Here is a 15193-nt window from a genome sequence, read left to right on the forward strand (position 1 = left end):
CAGTGACTTCACCGTCCGCGGCGACCTTCGCCAGCACGCCGCAACCTACCCCGCAATAGGGGCAGGTGGTCCTCACCTCGCGCGCTTCGCCAGGTTCCATGCTTCAGGCCGCGCGGCTGGCCAGCGCTTTCAGCGCAATGAACAGGTGCTCGCCCTCGATCCGCACAGGAATGGTGCGCACCACGCCCTCGTCGGCGCCGAGCGCCTTGCCCGTCTCCAGCGAAATGACCCAATTGTGCAAGGGGCAGGTGACGGCGGTGCCGTGGACGATGCCTTGGCTCAGCGGCCCACCCTTGTGCGGGCAATGGTCGTCGATGGCATAGACCTGATCGTCCTGCGTGCGGAAGACGGCGATCTTACCCTCGGGTGTGTCGACGCAGCGCGCGCCGCGGCGGGGGATGTCGGAGAGCGAGCCGATTGCGATCCAGTCCATTTTAATCACTCCGCAGCCTGCGCAAACCCGACAGAAGCCATTGGCCGGAACTCGTGCTTGTCCTTGCCGGAGACGCGTTCCGACCACGGGTCGACTTGGGCGAATTTCTGGCTGAAGACGAAGCGTTCGTAATAGGCCTTGCGCTTGGCACCGTCGTCCATGATCTGGCGCTTGATCTCGGGGATGCCGATGCGCTTGGCCCATTTGTAGATGCGCTCGAGATAGCGGCCCTGCTCGCGGTACATCTGCGTCAGCGCCACGATATGCTCCAGCGCCTCGTCCTCGGTCTTGACCAGGCCAAGCACTTCGGTGCCCTTGATGTCGAGGCCGGCGGCGCCGGCGAAATGGATCTCGTAGCCACTGTCGACACAGATCACGCCGACATCCTTGCAGGTCGCCTCGGCGCAGTTGCGCGGACAGCCCGACACCGCCATTTTGACCTTGGCCGGGGTCCACGAGCCCCACATGAATTTCTCGATGCGAATGCCGAGGCCGGTCGAATCCTGCGTGCCGAAGCGGCACCAGTCGGAGCCGACACAGGTCTTCACCGTGCGCAGGCCCTTGGCGTAAGCATGGCCTGAGACGAAGCCGGCCTGACCGAGATCGGCCCACACCGCCGGCAGATCCTCCTTGCGGATGCCCAGCATGTCGATGCGCTGGCCGCCGGTGACCTTGACCATCGGTATCTCGAACTTGTCGACGACGTCGGCGATGGCGCGCAGTTCGGCGGCGTTGGTGACGCCGCCCCACATGCGCGGCACCACCGAATAGGTGCCGTCCTTCTGGATGTTGGCGTGGACGCGTTCGTTGATGAAGCGCGACTGATAGTCGTCGGCGTAATCGTTCGGCCAGTCGCAGACGAGGTAGTAGTTGAGCGCCGGCCGACATTTTGCGCAGCCGCAGGAGGTCGTCCATTCCAGCTCCTGCATGACGGCGGGAATGGTCTTCAGGCTCTTGGCGATGATCAGCCGGCGCACCTCGTCATGGCCGAGCGTGGTGCAGCCGCACATCGGTTGCACGGCGGCCGGGTTGTATTTGTCGCCGATGGTCAGCACCATCAGCTTCTCGACCAGCCCGGTGCACGAACCGCAGGAAGCCGATGCCTTGGTGTGGGCGCGCACGTCGTCGAGCGAAGCCAGGCCCTTGGCCGTGATCGCGCCGGTGATCTTTCCCTTGCAAACGCCGTTGCAGCCGCAGATTTCCGCATCATCCGGCAAGGCTGCAACGGCCGCCATAGGGTCCAGCGGGGCACCTCCCTGGTAGGACTGGCCGAAGATGAGCGTGTCGCGCATCTCCGATATGTCGGTCTGCTTCTTCTTGAGATCGTTGAACCAGGCCCCATCCGCCGTCTCGCCATAAAGCACGGTGCCGATGATGCGGTCGTCCTTGAGCACAAGGCGCTTGTAGACGCCGGCGGCGGCATCGCGCAGCACGATCTCCTGGCGGTCCTCGCCTTCGGCGAAGTCGCCAAGCGAGAACAGGTCGATGCCGGTGACCTTGAGCTTGGTCGGCGTGTCCATGTGGACGAAGGCCGCTGCCTCGTTGCCGGCCAACTGGTTCGCGGCAACGCGCGCCATCTCATAGAGCGGCGCGACCAGCCCGTAGACCTGGCCGTAGACCTCGGCGCATTCGCCGAGCGCGTAGATGTCGGGGTCGTTGCTGCGCATGCCGGCATCGACGACAATACCACGATTGACGGCTATGCCGGCCTCCCTGGCCAGCGCCGCATTCGGCCGGATGCCGACCGCCATCACCACCAGCGTTGCCGGGATAATAGTGCCGTCGGCAAGCTCCACCTGCCCGACCTTGCCGTTGCCGGTGATCGCCTGGGTGTTGGCCTTGGTGATGACCTTGATGCCGCGCTGTTCCACCGCGCGCTGCAGGAGATAGCCGGCGGCTGGATCGAGCTGACGCTCCATCAATGTCGGCATGACATGCAGCACGGTGACGTCCATGCCTTGGGCGTTCAAACCTGCTGCCGCCTCCAGCCCGAGCAGGCCGCCGCCGATGACCACGGCCTTGGCGCGCGACTGGGCGGCAAGCATCATGGCCTGAACATCGTCGAGGTCGCGATAGGTCAGCACCCCCGGCAGATCATGGCCGGGCACCGGAATGATAAAGGGCACCGATCCGGTGGCGATGACGAGCTTGTCGTAAGGCTCGGTGACGCCGTGATCGGAGGTGACTGTCTTGGCCGCCCGGTCGATGGCGACGATCTTGTGACCTTTGTAGAGGGTGATGTTGTTGGCGATGTACCAGCCGTCGCCGTGGATGATGATTTCCTCATAGGCCTTTTCGCCGGAGAGAACCGGCGACAGCATGATGCGGTCGTAGTTCACCCGCGGCTCGGCGTTGAAAATGGTCACGGTGTAGCGGCCCGGCGCCTGTTCGAGCAGATGCTCCAGCATGCGCCCGGGGGCCATGCCGTTGCCGATGATGACGAGTTTTTCGGTCATGGCGTTACTCCGCGGCTTCGACGAAGCGGTGGCGTTCATAGAGGAACTTCAGCACCGCTTCGCGGCAGCGCAGGAAGGTGCGGTCGGAAGAGAGTTCGACGCGTCGACGCGGCCGCAGCAGCGGCACCGCAAGCACCTCGCCGATTGTCGCCGCCGGACCGTTGGTCATCATGACGATGCGGTCGGACAACAGCACCGCCTCGTCGACATCGTGGGTGATCATGATCGTCGTCGAGCCGAGCCTGGAATGGATGTCCATAACCGCATCCTGCAGATGGGCGCGCGTCAGCGCGTCGAGTGCCCCGAACGGCTCGTCGAGCAAAAGGATCTTCGGCTCCATGGCAAGCGCCCGGGCAATGCCGACGCGCTGCTTCATGCCGCCCGATATTTCGGCCGGCCGCTTGTCCTTGGCATGGGCCATCTGCACGAGATCGAGATTGCGCATGATCCAGTCATGTCGCTCGGTCCTGCTCTTGGAACGGCCAAAGACTTTCGACACCGCCAGGCTGATGTTTTCGTAGACGGTGAGCCATGGCAGCAGGCTGTGGTTCTGGAACACCACGGCGCGCTCGGGTCCGGGGCTGTCGACCTCCTTGTTTTCAAGCAGCACGGCGCCGGCGGAAACCTTGGTCAGCCCGGCGATCAGATTGAGCAAGGTCGACTTGCCACAGCCGGAATGGCCGATGATGGAGACGAATTCGCCCTTGTCGATGGTCAGCCTGATGTCCTTGAGCACCTCGCTGACCTGACTGCCGCGGGCAAAGGATTTGTCGATATGGTCGAGCTTCAGATAGGCCGTCATCGCCCTCTCCTCACTTTGCCGTTGTGCCGCGGGTGACGAAAGCGCCGACCGCAGCGACCAGGCGGTCGAGGCAGAAGCCGGTGACGCCGATATAGGCGAGCGCGACGATGATGTCGGGCAGCCGCGACGAGTTCCAGGCGTCCCAGATGAAGAAGCCGATGCCGACGCCGCCGGTCAGCATTTCGGCGGCGACGATGGCGAGCCAGGACAGGCCGATGCCGATTCTGAGGCCGGTGAAGATGTAAGGTGCAGCTGCCGGAACCATGATCTTGACGAAAAATTCGAACTGGTTGAGCCGCAGGATGCGCGAGACGTTGCGGTAGTCTTCCGGAATGTTTCGCACGCCGACGGCGGTGTTGATGATGATCGGCCAGATCGAGGTGATGAAGATAACGAACAGCGCCGACGGGCTGGAATCGCGGAAAGCAGCCAGCGACAGCGGCAACCAGGCCAGCGGCGGCACGGTGCGCAGTATCTGGAACACTGGATCGAGGCCACGCATGGCCCAGATCGACTGGCCGACCAGGGCGCCGAGCGCGACGCCGACGATCGCCGCCAGGCCGAAGCCGATGGCGACGCGCTGCAGAGAGATCAGCACCCGCCACGCAAGGCCGATATCCTGCGGGCCGTTGTTGAAGAACGGATGCGCGATCAGGTCATAGGCCTCGTTCCACACCTGGCTGGGCGGCGGCAGGCTGGCGGTCGGCGACGAGCAGGCGATCTGCCACACGACCAGCATGAAGGCGATAACGATGACCGGCGGCACCAGGGCGGTGGCCAGCCTGCCGGCGATCGCGATCGGGTCGAAGCGGCGCCGCGCCCTGGCGGTGAAAGCGATGACCGCGGCAGGCTTCGCGGGGAACGCCTTCACCGTGGTTTCCTCAATGGCTTGGATGGACATGTCTGACAATAACTCCGGGGTCGATGCGGTCGACAACGGCGAAGCGCCGTTGCGCTGGGGCGACAAACGGCGGAACGCGCCGTTTGCGCTGGTCAAGCCGATGCCTTGATCTTCAGGCTGTCGAGATAGGCCGACGGGTTGGCCGGGTCGAAAATCTTGCCGTCGAAGAAGGTCTCGACGCCGCGCGACGACGAGGCCGGAATATCGGCTGCGGCAACGCCGAGATCCTTCGCCGCCTCGCGCCAGATATCCTCGCGATTGACCTGATCGACCAGCGTCTTGATGTCGGTGGTCGGCGCGAATTTTCCCCAACGGATGTTTTCGGCGAGGAACCAGCTGTCGTGGCTCTTGTAGGGATAGGAGACGCCACCCTTCCAGAATTTCATGTAGAGGTCAGTGCCGGTGGCCACGCGGCCATTGCCGTAGTTGATGTCGCCCTTGAGGCGGCCGATAATGTCGGCGACAGGCACGTTCATCCATTGCCGCTTGCCGATGATGGCGGCCATCTCGTCCTTGTTCTCCGTGGCCTCACACCATTGCTGGGCCTCCATGACGGCCATCACGATCGCCTTGGTGGCGTTCGGGTATTTGTCGATGAATTCGGCGCGCAGGCCGAGCGCCTTTTCGGGATGACCCTTCCACAGTTCGCCGGTGGTAGCGGCGGTGAAACCAACGCCTTGGTGGACGAGCTGTTCGTTCCACGGTTCGCCAACGCAGAACACGTCCATGTTGCCGACTTTCATGTTGGCGACCATCTGCGGCGGCGGCACGACGATGGTCGAGACGTCCTTGTCGGGATCGATGCCGCCGGCGGCCAGCCAATAGCGCAGCCACAAATCATGCGTGCCGCCCGGGAACGTCATGGCGGCCTTGATTTCCTTGCCGGCCGCCTTCTTGGCGGCGAAGGCGTCCTTCAGCTTGGAGGCGTCGAGGCCGACACCGGTGCCGGCGTATTCCTGCGCAACCGAAATACCCTGGCAGTCGTAGTTGAGCCGCGCCACGATAGCCATCGGCATCGGCTGGTTGTTCTGCGTCACCTTGCCGGTGTGCATGAGATAGGGCAGCGGCGTCAGGATGTGAGCGCCGTCGATGCCGTTGGCTGCGCCGCCGAGCATCAGATTGTCGCGCGTCGCGCCCCAGGAGGCCTGCTTGAGCACCTCGACGTCGGGCATGCCGAACTTGACGAACAGCCCCTTCTCCTTGGCGATCATCAGCGGCGCCGCGTCGGTCAGCGCGATGAAGCCGAGCTTGGCGCCGGTGATCTCGGGAGCGGTCGTGGCGGCATAGGCGCCCGAGGGGAAGAGCTTGCGGGCCGCCACGAACAGGCCGGCCGTCATGGCGCTGCTGACAAGAAAATCGCGGCGCGTCACATCCTTGAGCGATGTTCCCGTCCCGATCCATTTCCCTATTTTTTCTTTCATCGTGATCTCCGGTTGAACGCGAGGGCTTCGTCGAGTGGCCCAAAACAAAAAAGCCGCCGTCCAGGCCTCGCGCGTCCGTACATCCGGGATCGCGTCGTTGACCTGAGCGGCAGCTTTGCCTGTGGCGCCCGCCATTGGACGCCTGTTCCGTGACCCGCGAAGGGCCTGACTAATTCAAAGCAGGAACCGTGCCAGTTTTGGGTGAAACGAAAAACCTAAATGAAATCAACATTACGCGCCAGATGCCGGCACGCGAGGCGACATCGCAAGCAGATCAAAGATTGTTCACTACAGCAATCGCACGCACATTTTTTGTGCAATGCACAAGAATGGCGCGAGAATGATCAGGCTTCCGCGCGAGCCGCTTTCTGGCGCCCTATGTAGCCGTCGATCTCGTCGGGGTCGAAGGTCTGACCGTCGAAGAAGCCGTCCGGCCCAAGCACCAGGCCTGCCCCGGTCGCACCGACAGCCGTGGCGACCTTAAGCGCGCCCTCGACCTTCGCATTGGCGCCGGGAAGTGCAACGCCAAGCGGCTTTAGCGCCGAGCGGTAGAGGTCGGGACGGTAGCAGTCACGGGCGATAACAAGGTTTTCCGGCGTGTGCTCGACATGCCCCCAGCGCACCATCTGCGTATAGAACCACAGCGCATGGCTCTTCCACGGAAAGTTCGCCGCCTTGTCGAAGGGCAGGAAGAAGTCGTCGACATCCAGTTCGGCGCCGCCGCCCAGTTCAAGATGGCCGGTCAGGATCGGCATCTGGACAGCTGGTGGCAGGCCGAGGAAGCCAGCTTGAGCCATCACACCAGCCAGTTCGGCGTGGTTGCCCCGATCCTGGCACCAGCGCGCCGAATGATGCAGCGCGCGCAGCAATGCTGCCAGCGCGACCGGGTTCTCCTGCGACCAGGCCTTGCGCACGCCGATCACCTTCTCCGGACTGTTGCGCCACAGCAGCGCCTTGACGGTGACGATATGGCCGGTGCCGGCAGCGACCGAGGCGCTGTTCCAGGGCTCGCCGACGCAGTAGCCGTCGATCCGCCCAGCGGCCAGCGCATCGGCCATGAAGGGCGGCGGCACGATGACGATCTCGATCTCGCGCTCCGGATCGATGCCGCATCCGGCAAGCCAGTAGCGCAGTTCGTAATTATGCCCCGAATGCGGGTGCACCACGGCAAAGCGCAGCGGATCGCCGCCAGCCCCGGCGCGCTCGCGAATGAAGGCACGAAGGGCTGCGCCCGCGCGCGCGGGCTCGAGATCGGGTATGGCGCCGTGTGCCGCCATGCCTTCCCAGACGGCGTTGGAGATGGTGACGCAATTGCCGCCAAGCCCGAGCGAAAACGGCACGATGGTCTCGGAAGCAAGCGGCGTCAGCCCGAGATTGCAGGCGAGCGGCATCGGCCCCAGCATGTGCGCCAGGTGGAAATGGCCGATGGCGATGCGGTCGCGGATGTTGGCCCAGGAGGTCTCGCGGTGCAGTGTGAGATCGATGCCCTCGCGCGCGGCAAATCCAAGCTCACCCGCCGCAACCAGCACGGCACTGTCGAAGAGCGGCATGAAGCCGGCGGTGATCTGGTGCTCGGCGCTCATGCTCATTCGTCCTCCGACGGCCCGAGCAGCCCGGCGGCAGTCACCAGGCTCTGGGCAATGTCGCCGATCTTGCGGTTCTGGTTCATCGCCGTCTTGCGCAGCAGCGTGTAGGCGGCCTCTTCGGTCAGGCCGCGCGACTTCATCAGGATGCCCTTGGCACGGTCGATCACCTTGCGGCTCTCAAGCTCGCCTCGAACCTCTTCCAGCTCGCGCGCCATGCGCGAGAAAGCGTTGAAGCGGCTGACCGCCATGTCCAGAATCGGCTTGACGCGCTCTTGCCTGAGGCCGTCGACGACATAGGCCGAAACGCCGGCATCGACCGCCGCTTCGATCGATGCCTGGTCCGATCGGTCGACGAACATGGCGATCGGCCGCTTCACCGCACGCGACAGCTGGAACATGTTTTCCAGCATGTCGCGGTTCGGGTTTTCCAGGTCGATGACGATGACGTCCGGCTCGATCTCGGCGATCCGCCGCGCAATGCCGGTCACGTCGTGGATGACGGTGACCCGCTCATGGCCGGCCTCGCGCAAACCTGCCTCGATGATCGCGGCGCGGATACGGTTTTCGTCGATGACCAGGACGGCGAGTGAGCTGCGGACCATGCGTGCATTGTGGGCAAGGTCGCAAAATTGTGCAATGCGGCATGGTCACAGGCTCCCGCCGCGGAGCAACCGACGACCGACAACGACCCGGTCTAGGTGGTCGGGACAAGGAACGCAGCGCAACGCTGGCGCTGGTGATGACAGCCTTGCCGGTCGCCTGGTGCCCTACCCAACGGTCTAGGTGCGATGAGACTTGCACCGCAACATCGGCTTGTTAAAGGTGGGGGCAACGACGGACATAGCTGTCCTTGCTCGCCGATCTGACCGGAAGGTTACCGCACGATGCTGCTCATGAAACGACGATTGGGAGCCAGCAAGCTGGCGCGCCCGGCACGGCGTCCCGGAGGCCTGACGACGATGTTTGCCCTGATTGCCGGGCCGCTCATCCTTGGCATCGCCCTCCTGCTGGCTGGCCCGGCACAGGCGCAGTCACCGGCCGCCGTCGCGCCCGACAAGGTCAAACAGCTGTTCGAGCTTCTCGACGATCCGTCGGTGAAGGCCTGGGTGGCCGAGCAACGAAATCCGGCCGCTGGATCAACGGAAGCGCCTGCCGAGGCTGGCGCTCCGCCGGCCGACGCCGTGGCCGCACCGAGCCAGATGAATACAATGGCATCCTCGACGCTCGATCGGATCAAGCATCACATCGAGAAAATCGTGCGAACCGTGCCCACACTGCCGGGCCAGTTCGCGCGCGTCAGGGCCCAGACAATGGACGATATGTCCAGCAAGGGCCCCGTCAGCATATTGGTGCTGATTGCGATCTTTATCGCTGCCGGCCTGGCGCTCACCTGGGCAATATACAAGCTCACCCGTCCATTTCGTCTTTGGATCATCGCGCAACCCAGAGATACGCCCATCGGGCGGGCCAAGAAGATCGGCGGCCGCACGCTTTATTCCAGCATGATGATCGGCTCGTTCGCGCTGGGCAGCGCCGGTGCGTTCATGCTGTTCGACTGGCCAGCGCTCATCCGCGAGATTGTGCTGACATTTCTGATGGCTGCGGTCTTTACGTGGGCTGTGCGCCTATACGTGATGGCCACGCTCGTCCCTTCTTTCATGGAGGTCGAGCACGCCATCGAGGTTCGTGCCCTGCCGATCACCAACGGAGCTGCTGACCATTGGGCTTATTGGCTGCCCCGGATCGTCGGCGTTTTCGCCTTCTTCGCCGCCGCGTTTGTCCTCTTGCCGGGTCTCGGCATAGACCAGGACGGAATGATGGTCCTGTCCGTCGGCGCCGATTTCATCCTGCTGTTGCTCTTCCTGCTGGCCATTTGGCGTCGGCCAAGAACGCAGCGAGACGGCGCGCGCCACAGCGGTCACACGGCAGTGACATGGTTGTTGACGGCTTATTTCGTCGTTCTGTTCCTCGAACGCATTGCCGGCCTCTACACATTCTTCTGGTTTACCTTCACCGCATTCTTCCTGCCTTTGGCAATTGTGCTGACAGAGCGCGGGGTTAATTTCGTCCTGCGGCCCGGTTCGGAAGATGCGGGCCGGCCGACGATCCCGGCGGTTACGATCGCTGTCATCGATCGCGGTATCCGGATGATTTTCATCCTCGCGGCGGCTTACCTTCTCGCACGCGTACTGGGCCTGGACATGCAATCCATGCGCGGCAGCGATACGACCACCATGCTCATATTGCGCGGCTTGATCAACGTCGTGGTCATTGCCCTTGCTGCCGATTTCGGCTGGTCGATCATCAAAGCCTTGATCGAACGAAAGCTGGGCGTCGCGATACCGCAAGCGGTGGTGAGCGAAGAAGACATCCTCACCCTCGATCCGCATCAGGCGCGGCTGCACACGCTGTTGCCGATCATCCAGAACATTCTGCTAGCAGTGATCATCGTGATGGCGGTGCTGATGATGCTCGCTTCGATCGGCATCCAGATCGGCCCGCTGATCGCCGGCGCCGGCGTCGTTGGCGTCGCGGTGGGTTTTGGCGCGCAAACCATCGTCAAGGACGTGATCTCTGGCGTGTTTTATCTGCTCGACGATGCTTTCCGTGTCGGCGAATACATTTCATCGGGCAGCTACAGGGGTACGGTGGAGAGCTTTTCGCTGCGCTCGGTGAAGCTGCGCCACCATCGTGGTCCGCTGTTCACGATACCTTTCGGCGAACTCGGCGCCGTGCAGAACCAGAGCCGTGACTGGGTCACCGACAAATTCAACATCACCGTTGGCTATGACACCGATATCGACTTTGCTCGCAAACTGATCAAGCGAATTGGCCTGGAACTGGCGGAAGATCCGGAGTTCAAACACTGGGTGATCGAACCGATCAAGATGCAGGGGGTGCAGGAGTTCGGCGAGTACGGCATCGTCTTGAGGGTCAAGGTCACGACCAGACCTGGAGGCGCCTTCAGCATGAAAGGCAGGTTCTTTTTGCGCCTCCGCCAGGCCTTCAAGGAGCAGGGCATCGAGCTCCCATTCCCGACCGTTCACGTCCAGGGGCTGCAAGACCCGCATGGGACAGAGAATGCGCCTTTGGAGATCACACCCGAATTACGAATGGCCGTCGCCCAGTCGCACACCAATCGGCGCAGAAAAAAAGCGAGCACAACGGAGTAGGACGCCGTGATACCGGCCGGCCGCAACACGGCTTTCCGCGCAAAACCAGGACCCACGACACCACGCTAGTCGGAACTGCCGATAGCGGTGACGCGATCGCCGCCAACCAGCACCAGCGTGGCGTTTCTGAGGCCAAGCTTGACGAAAAGAGCAGATACGCTGGCCTTTCCGCAAGGCTCAGAGCGCAATCCAGGCGGTCTTGAGGTCGACAAATTTCTCCAGCGCATGCAGCGACTTGTCACGGCCGAAACCGGACTGTTTGACGCCGCCAAGCGGCACGGTGATATCGGCTCCGCCATAGGTGTTGACGTGGACGACACCGGCGTTGATGGCGCGCACCATGCGATGGGCCGTGGAAAGATTGGCGGTCCACACCGCCGAGGCAAGTCCGTAGACAGTGGAGTTGGCGAGATGCACCGCCTCCTCCTCGGTCTCGAAGCGCATCACGCCGAGCACCGGTCCGAACACCTCCTCGCGCGCCAACTGCATCTCTTGCGTCACGTTCTCGAAGATCGTCGGCGCCATGTAGCTGCCGCCAGTCTCGGTCAGTATCCGTTCGCCACCGGCGACGAGACGGGCGCCTTCGGCTTGCGCCATGGCGACGAAGCCGAGATTCTTGTCCAGCTGTTCGGCGCTCGATACCGCACCGATATCGCTGGCGAGATCGAGCGGGTCGCCGACCTTGAGCCGCGTGGTTGCCGAGACAAGTTCGTCCATGAAAAGATCATAGACCGACGACTGGACGAGCAGACGCGAGCCCGCCACGCAGACCTGGCCTGAATTGCGAAAGATGCCGTTGGCCGAGACGACCGCCGCCTGCTTCAGGTCCGGAGCGTCGGCAAAGACGATGTTGGGCGACTTGCCGCCAAGCTCGAGGAAGACCCGCTTCAAATTGGAACGGGCGGAGTATTCGAGCAGCCGCCGGCCGACCGGCCCCGATCCGGTAAAGGCGATGGCGTCGACATCCATGTGGAGGCCAAGCGCTTCGCCGGCGACAGCACCATGCCCGGTAACGACGTTGAACACGCCTTCGGGAAGTCCAGCCTCGCTTGCGAGTTCGGCCAGCCGCAGCAAGGTCAGCGAGGCGATCTCCGGCCGCTTGACGACGACGCTGTTGCCGGTGGCCAGTGCGGGCGCAATCTTCCAGGCGCCGATCATCAGCGGGAAGTTCCACGGCACGATGACGCCGACGACACCGAGTGGCTCCCTGTGGATCAGCCCGAGCACATTGTCGGCCGTCGGCGCGATCTCGCCATAGACCTTGTCGATCGCCTCGGCGTAGTAGCGGATGGTGCCGGCCGCCGACAGCGGCTCGGCCTTGTAGGCCATGCCGATCTCGGTGCCGTTGTCGCGCACGCCAAGCACGGCCAGCTCATCGACATGTTTTTCGATCAGCTCGGCAAATTTCGTCAGCACCTTCTTGCGAAAGGCAGGGGCACCGCGCGACCATGAACCCTTCTCGAATGCTTTTCGCGCCGATCGGACCGCGCGATCGATGTCGGCGGCATTGCCGTCAGCGATGCTGGCAAAAGGGCGGCCGTCGATCGGCGAAATCACCGCCAGCGTCGCGCCGCTCGTCGCTGCAGCCTGTACGCCGTCGATAAACAAGCCCCGCTCGCCGATCTCCGTCTTGCGCAGCGCGTCGATGGCATTCTGGCTGATCATTGGTGGCGGACTCCCAGGGAAACATACAACGTGGTTGGCGCGCGGAATTCCCAGCCGCGAAACACCGGCACCTTGCCTGGCACCAGGCTGAGATCGGGGAAGCGCAGGAGCAGCAGCCTTAACGCAAGGCACATCTGCTCGCGCGCGAAAAACCGGCCCGAACAGAAATGATGACCAAAGCCGAAGGCGGCATGATTGCCTTCCCTGCGGTTGATGTCGAAGCGGTCTGGATCGGCAAAGCGGCTCTCGTCGCGGCTTGCCGAGGAGACAAGTGCAGCGACCGCGGCGCCGGCAGGGATGGTTACGCCGCCAAGCTCGACCGCCTGCGTCGTCTGCCGCGTCTGGGTTCCGATCGGCGCCACCCAGCGCAAGCCTTCATCGACAGCCCTGGGCACAAAGGTCTCGGGATCGGCGAGCACCTGCCGCAATTGTTCGGGATGCGCAAGCAGGCCGGCGAGGATCGAACCGGCACCATGTCCGGGCTCCTGCATGCCGCCAAGCAGAATGACCTTGATGCTCGGCATCAAGAAATCGATCGGCCGCGTCGTGCCTTCCGGCATGCCGTCATGCAGCATATGCGACAGCGCCGAGCCGTCGGGGGCGTGCGCCAGTCTATCCAGAGTCGGCCGGATGGCTGCGCCGACCTCGGCGCTGATCGCGTCGGCGATCTCTTGCCGCTTCGGGTCGTTCTCGAAATTGATGGCGCCCTGCGCAAGGCCATAGAACCAGCGGCGCAGCGTCGGCATGTCGATGTCGGCAAGGCCAAGCGAGCGCGCCAGGCTGAGCGTCGACACCGGCTCGAAATAATCCGCCATCAGCTCGGCGGAGCCTTGTTCGGCGATCCGGTCGAGAAAAGGTTCGGCAATCGACCGTACGAGATCGCCGGCATAGGCGGCGACGGTGCGCGGCCGGTATTTCGGATCGACGCCTTGGCGCAGCTGTCTATGCGTTTCGCCGTCGGTGGTCAGGATGGTCGGCTTGCCGAACGAGCGTTCGACCGGAGACGTACCGACGACGGCGGAGAAGATGTCGGGTGACTTTGCGACGGTCTCGACGTCCTTCCAGCGGGTGACGAACCAGAGATTGACCGCCGGCACGAAAGCGACAGGCGCACTGCGCCGCAGTTCCGCATAGATCGGATACGGATCGGCTTCCAGCGCCTCAACGGTGATGCTCTCGGCAAAGCTCAACGCCGTTACTCCCTTGCGATGGAAAGGGGCGGCGCCGAACGCGCCACCCCTTTGTCCTTTGTCCTAGTCTTTCAGCGGCACGCCGAGATTTTCGAAGGCAACCGGATCCCGGCTCTTCAACGCACCGGCAAGCAGCAGGCCGACCACCGCGGCAATCAGCACCAGCCCCGGCAGCAACACGCCAAGGAAGCCACCGGCCCCGGACAGGCCACCGAAATTAATGACGATCAGGTAGATGATGACGACGAAAGCGATGAAGGCCAGCCCAGGCAGGATGGTGGTCTTCAGCGCATTCTCCTGCGTCGACGGGTTGGCGCGGAAGTACATCACCACGGCGAGCGAGGCCACCGCCATCATGACGATGACTCCCAGCGTCGCGACATTGGTCAGCCAGGAAAACAGCGCCAGAACCGGATCGAGGCCGAGTATCGCGAACAGTCCGATGACGATCGCTGCCAACACGCTCTGGATGACGGAAGCGACATGCGGGCTCTGGTGCACTGAATGCGTCACGCCGATCGCTTCAGGCAACAGCTTCTCGCGGCCCGAGACGTAGATGTAGCGGGCAACCGCGTTGTGGAACGCCAGCACGCCAGCAAACAGGCTCGACACGAACAGGATGCCCATGGCGTGCGACAGCATGGTTCCGGCGTAGCGGTCGGACAGGCCGAACAGGAAAGTCGTCGGATCCTGAAGCGCCTGCAGTGCGGGCAACAATTTGTCGACGCCGGCGCCGACCGCCATCAGCCAGGCCGTGACCATGTAGAAGACGCCGATCAGCAACACTGAGAAATAGGTGGCGCGCGGAATCGTCACCTTGGGGTCGCGGGCTTCCTCGGCGTAGATCGTCGTCGCCTCGAAACCAATGAAGGCGGCGAAACAGAACAGGATGGCGATGGCGGGCGAGCCGCTGACGATCTGGCTCCAGCTGAACGGCGCCGCCGAGAGGCCGCTGTCGCCACCGGTCTTGAGGATGGCGAGGTCTAACACCAGCACCACGATGTATTCGCACAGCACCAGCACCGTCAAGATCTTGGCCGAGAGGTCGACCTGGCGGTAGCCCAACACCGCGACGATGGCGACGGCGATGAAGCTCCACACCCACCAGGGCAGGTCGATGCCCCAGCCGGCGAACAGGCCGGCGGTCGCGGCCCCCAGCAGGCCCATGACCCCGATCTGCATGGCGTTGTAGGACAGGATCGCGATGATTGCGGTTGCGCCGCCGGCAAAACCGCCCAGCCCGCGCGCGGCGTAGGCATAGAAGGCGCCGGCATTGCCGACATGGCGCGACATGGCGACGTAGCCGACCGCAAACAGCAGCAGCAACACGGTCACGATAAGATAGGTGCCGGCAAAGCCCGCCCCATTGCCCATAAGCATGCCGAGCGGCGTGCCGCCGGCGACCGCGGTGAGCGGCGCCGCCGCCGAAATCACCATGAAGGTGATAGCGCCGACGCCAAGACTGTTCTTGCGCAGCCTGTTGGCGGGCGCCTGTTCCGAAACTGCTGACATTTGTCCCTCCAGTCTTACGAACCCCTGGGTTCGCGGCCGCTCGGCCTGTTCCCT

The 15193-nt window shown here is 63.4% G+C and carries 12 protein-coding genes; 1 reads left to right on the forward strand and 11 read right to left on the reverse strand.

Translation table 11 applies throughout. From position 1 onward, the window contains the following. The 8 genes from NKI61_RS04245 to NKI61_RS04280 all read right to left on the reverse strand — a co-directional run. A partial coding sequence (locus tag NKI61_RS04245) for a hypothetical protein (RefSeq protein ID WP_352838927.1) occupies positions 1–100 on the reverse strand: 100 nt, incomplete at its 3' end. A gap of 3 nt (positions 101–103) precedes the next feature. Next, on the reverse strand, positions 104–433 hold the full coding sequence (gene nirD / locus NKI61_RS04250; protein ID WP_023745647.1) for a nitrite reductase small subunit NirD: 330 nt from the start codon (positions 431–433) through the stop codon (positions 104–106). Between the two features lie 5 nt (positions 434–438). Further along, positions 439–2889, reverse strand: a complete 2451-nt coding sequence (gene nirB, locus NKI61_RS04255) for a nitrite reductase large subunit NirB (RefSeq protein WP_023686953.1) — start codon at positions 2887–2889, stop codon at positions 439–441. Between the two features lie 4 nt (positions 2890–2893). Continuing rightward, positions 2894–3691: an ABC transporter ATP-binding protein gene (locus NKI61_RS04260; RefSeq protein ID WP_023751804.1), complete on the reverse strand. Its 798-nt coding sequence runs from the start codon at positions 3689–3691 to the stop codon at positions 2894–2896. A gap of 10 nt (positions 3692–3701) precedes the next feature. Further along, on the reverse strand, positions 3702–4592 hold the full coding sequence (gene ntrB / locus NKI61_RS04265) for a nitrate ABC transporter permease (protein WP_023747991.1): 891 nt from the start codon (positions 4590–4592) through the stop codon (positions 3702–3704). 92 nt (positions 4593–4684) lie between these two features. Continuing rightward, positions 4685–6013, reverse strand: coding sequence for a CmpA/NrtA family ABC transporter substrate-binding protein (locus tag NKI61_RS04270; protein WP_352625480.1), 1329 nt, complete (start codon positions 6011–6013; stop codon positions 4685–4687). A gap of 344 nt (positions 6014–6357) precedes the next feature. Further along, entirely contained in the window at positions 6358–7596 is a 1239-nt protein-coding gene (locus tag NKI61_RS04275; protein WP_031245870.1) for a CmpA/NrtA family ABC transporter substrate-binding protein, read from the reverse strand. A gap of 2 nt (positions 7597–7598) precedes the next feature. Next, positions 7599–8201 carry an ANTAR domain-containing response regulator gene (locus tag NKI61_RS04280; RefSeq protein ID WP_023667842.1) on the reverse strand — a complete coding sequence of 201 codons (603 nt, stop codon included), beginning with the start codon at positions 8199–8201 and terminating at the stop codon, positions 7599–7601. Positions 8202–8483: 282 nt separating this feature from the next. On the opposite strand from NKI61_RS04280, the gene NKI61_RS04285 reads away from it, so the two are divergent. Further along, the gene (locus tag NKI61_RS04285; protein ID WP_352838886.1) at positions 8484–10772 is read left to right on the forward strand and encodes a mechanosensitive ion channel family protein; all 2289 of its coding nucleotides are present in this window, start codon (positions 8484–8486) and stop codon (positions 10770–10772) included. Between the two features lie 177 nt (positions 10773–10949). Here NKI61_RS04285 and NKI61_RS04290 read toward each other — a convergent pair whose 3' ends face one another. The 3 genes from NKI61_RS04290 to NKI61_RS04300 all read right to left on the reverse strand — a co-directional run bounded on the left by NKI61_RS04290 (position 10950) and on the right by NKI61_RS04300 (position 15139). After that, positions 10950–12437: an aldehyde dehydrogenase gene (locus tag NKI61_RS04290; RefSeq protein ID WP_352838887.1), complete on the reverse strand. Its 1488-nt coding sequence runs from the start codon at positions 12435–12437 to the stop codon at positions 10950–10952. Further along, entirely contained in the window at positions 12434–13627 is a 1194-nt protein-coding gene (locus NKI61_RS04295; RefSeq protein ID WP_352838888.1) for a cytochrome P450, read from the reverse strand. Before NKI61_RS04295 ends, NKI61_RS04290 begins: the two co-directional genes overlap by 4 nt. A gap of 63 nt (positions 13628–13690) precedes the next feature. After that, on the reverse strand, positions 13691–15139 hold the full coding sequence (locus tag NKI61_RS04300; protein WP_023692262.1) for an APC family permease: 1449 nt from the start codon (positions 15137–15139) through the stop codon (positions 13691–13693). Between the last annotated feature and the right edge of the window lie 54 nt (positions 15140–15193).

Source organism: Mesorhizobium sp. M0514, from assembly GCF_040321145.1.
Taxonomy (GTDB): domain Bacteria; phylum Pseudomonadota; class Alphaproteobacteria; order Rhizobiales; family Rhizobiaceae; genus Mesorhizobium.

What these genes read in the sequence shown, in the direction of transcription:
- NKI61_RS04300 (WP_023692262.1), bottom strand. Translation starts at nt 15,139, where the DNA reads ATGTCAGCAGTTTCGGAACAGGCGCCCGCCAACAGGCTGCGCAAGAAC.
- NKI61_RS04290 (WP_352838887.1), bottom strand. Translation starts at nt 12,437, where the DNA reads ATGATCAGCCAGAATGCCATCGACGCGCTGCGCAAGACGGAGATCGGC.
- ntrB (WP_023747991.1), bottom strand. Translation starts at nt 4,592, where the DNA reads ATGTCCATCCAAGCCATTGAGGAAACCACGGTGAAGGCGTTCCCCGCG.
- NKI61_RS04275 (WP_031245870.1), bottom strand. Translation starts at nt 7,596, where the DNA reads ATGAGCGCCGAGCACCAGATCACCGCCGGCTTCATGCCGCTCTTCGAC.
- nirD (WP_023745647.1), bottom strand. Translation starts at nt 433, where the DNA reads ATGGACTGGATCGCAATCGGCTCGCTCTCCGACATCCCCCGCCGCGGC.
- nirB (WP_023686953.1), bottom strand. Translation starts at nt 2,889, where the DNA reads ATGACCGAAAAACTCGTCATCATCGGCAACGGCATGGCCCCCGGGCGC.
- NKI61_RS04280 (WP_023667842.1), bottom strand. Translation starts at nt 8,201, where the DNA reads ATGGTCCGCAGCTCACTCGCCGTCCTGGTCATCGACGAAAACCGTATC.
- NKI61_RS04285 (WP_352838886.1), top strand. Translation starts at nt 8,484, where the DNA reads ATGCTGCTCATGAAACGACGATTGGGAGCCAGCAAGCTGGCGCGCCCG.
- NKI61_RS04260 (WP_023751804.1), bottom strand. Translation starts at nt 3,691, where the DNA reads ATGACGGCCTATCTGAAGCTCGACCATATCGACAAATCCTTTGCCCGC.
- NKI61_RS04270 (WP_352625480.1), bottom strand. Translation starts at nt 6,013, where the DNA reads ATGAAAGAAAAAATAGGGAAATGGATCGGGACGGGAACATCGCTCAAG.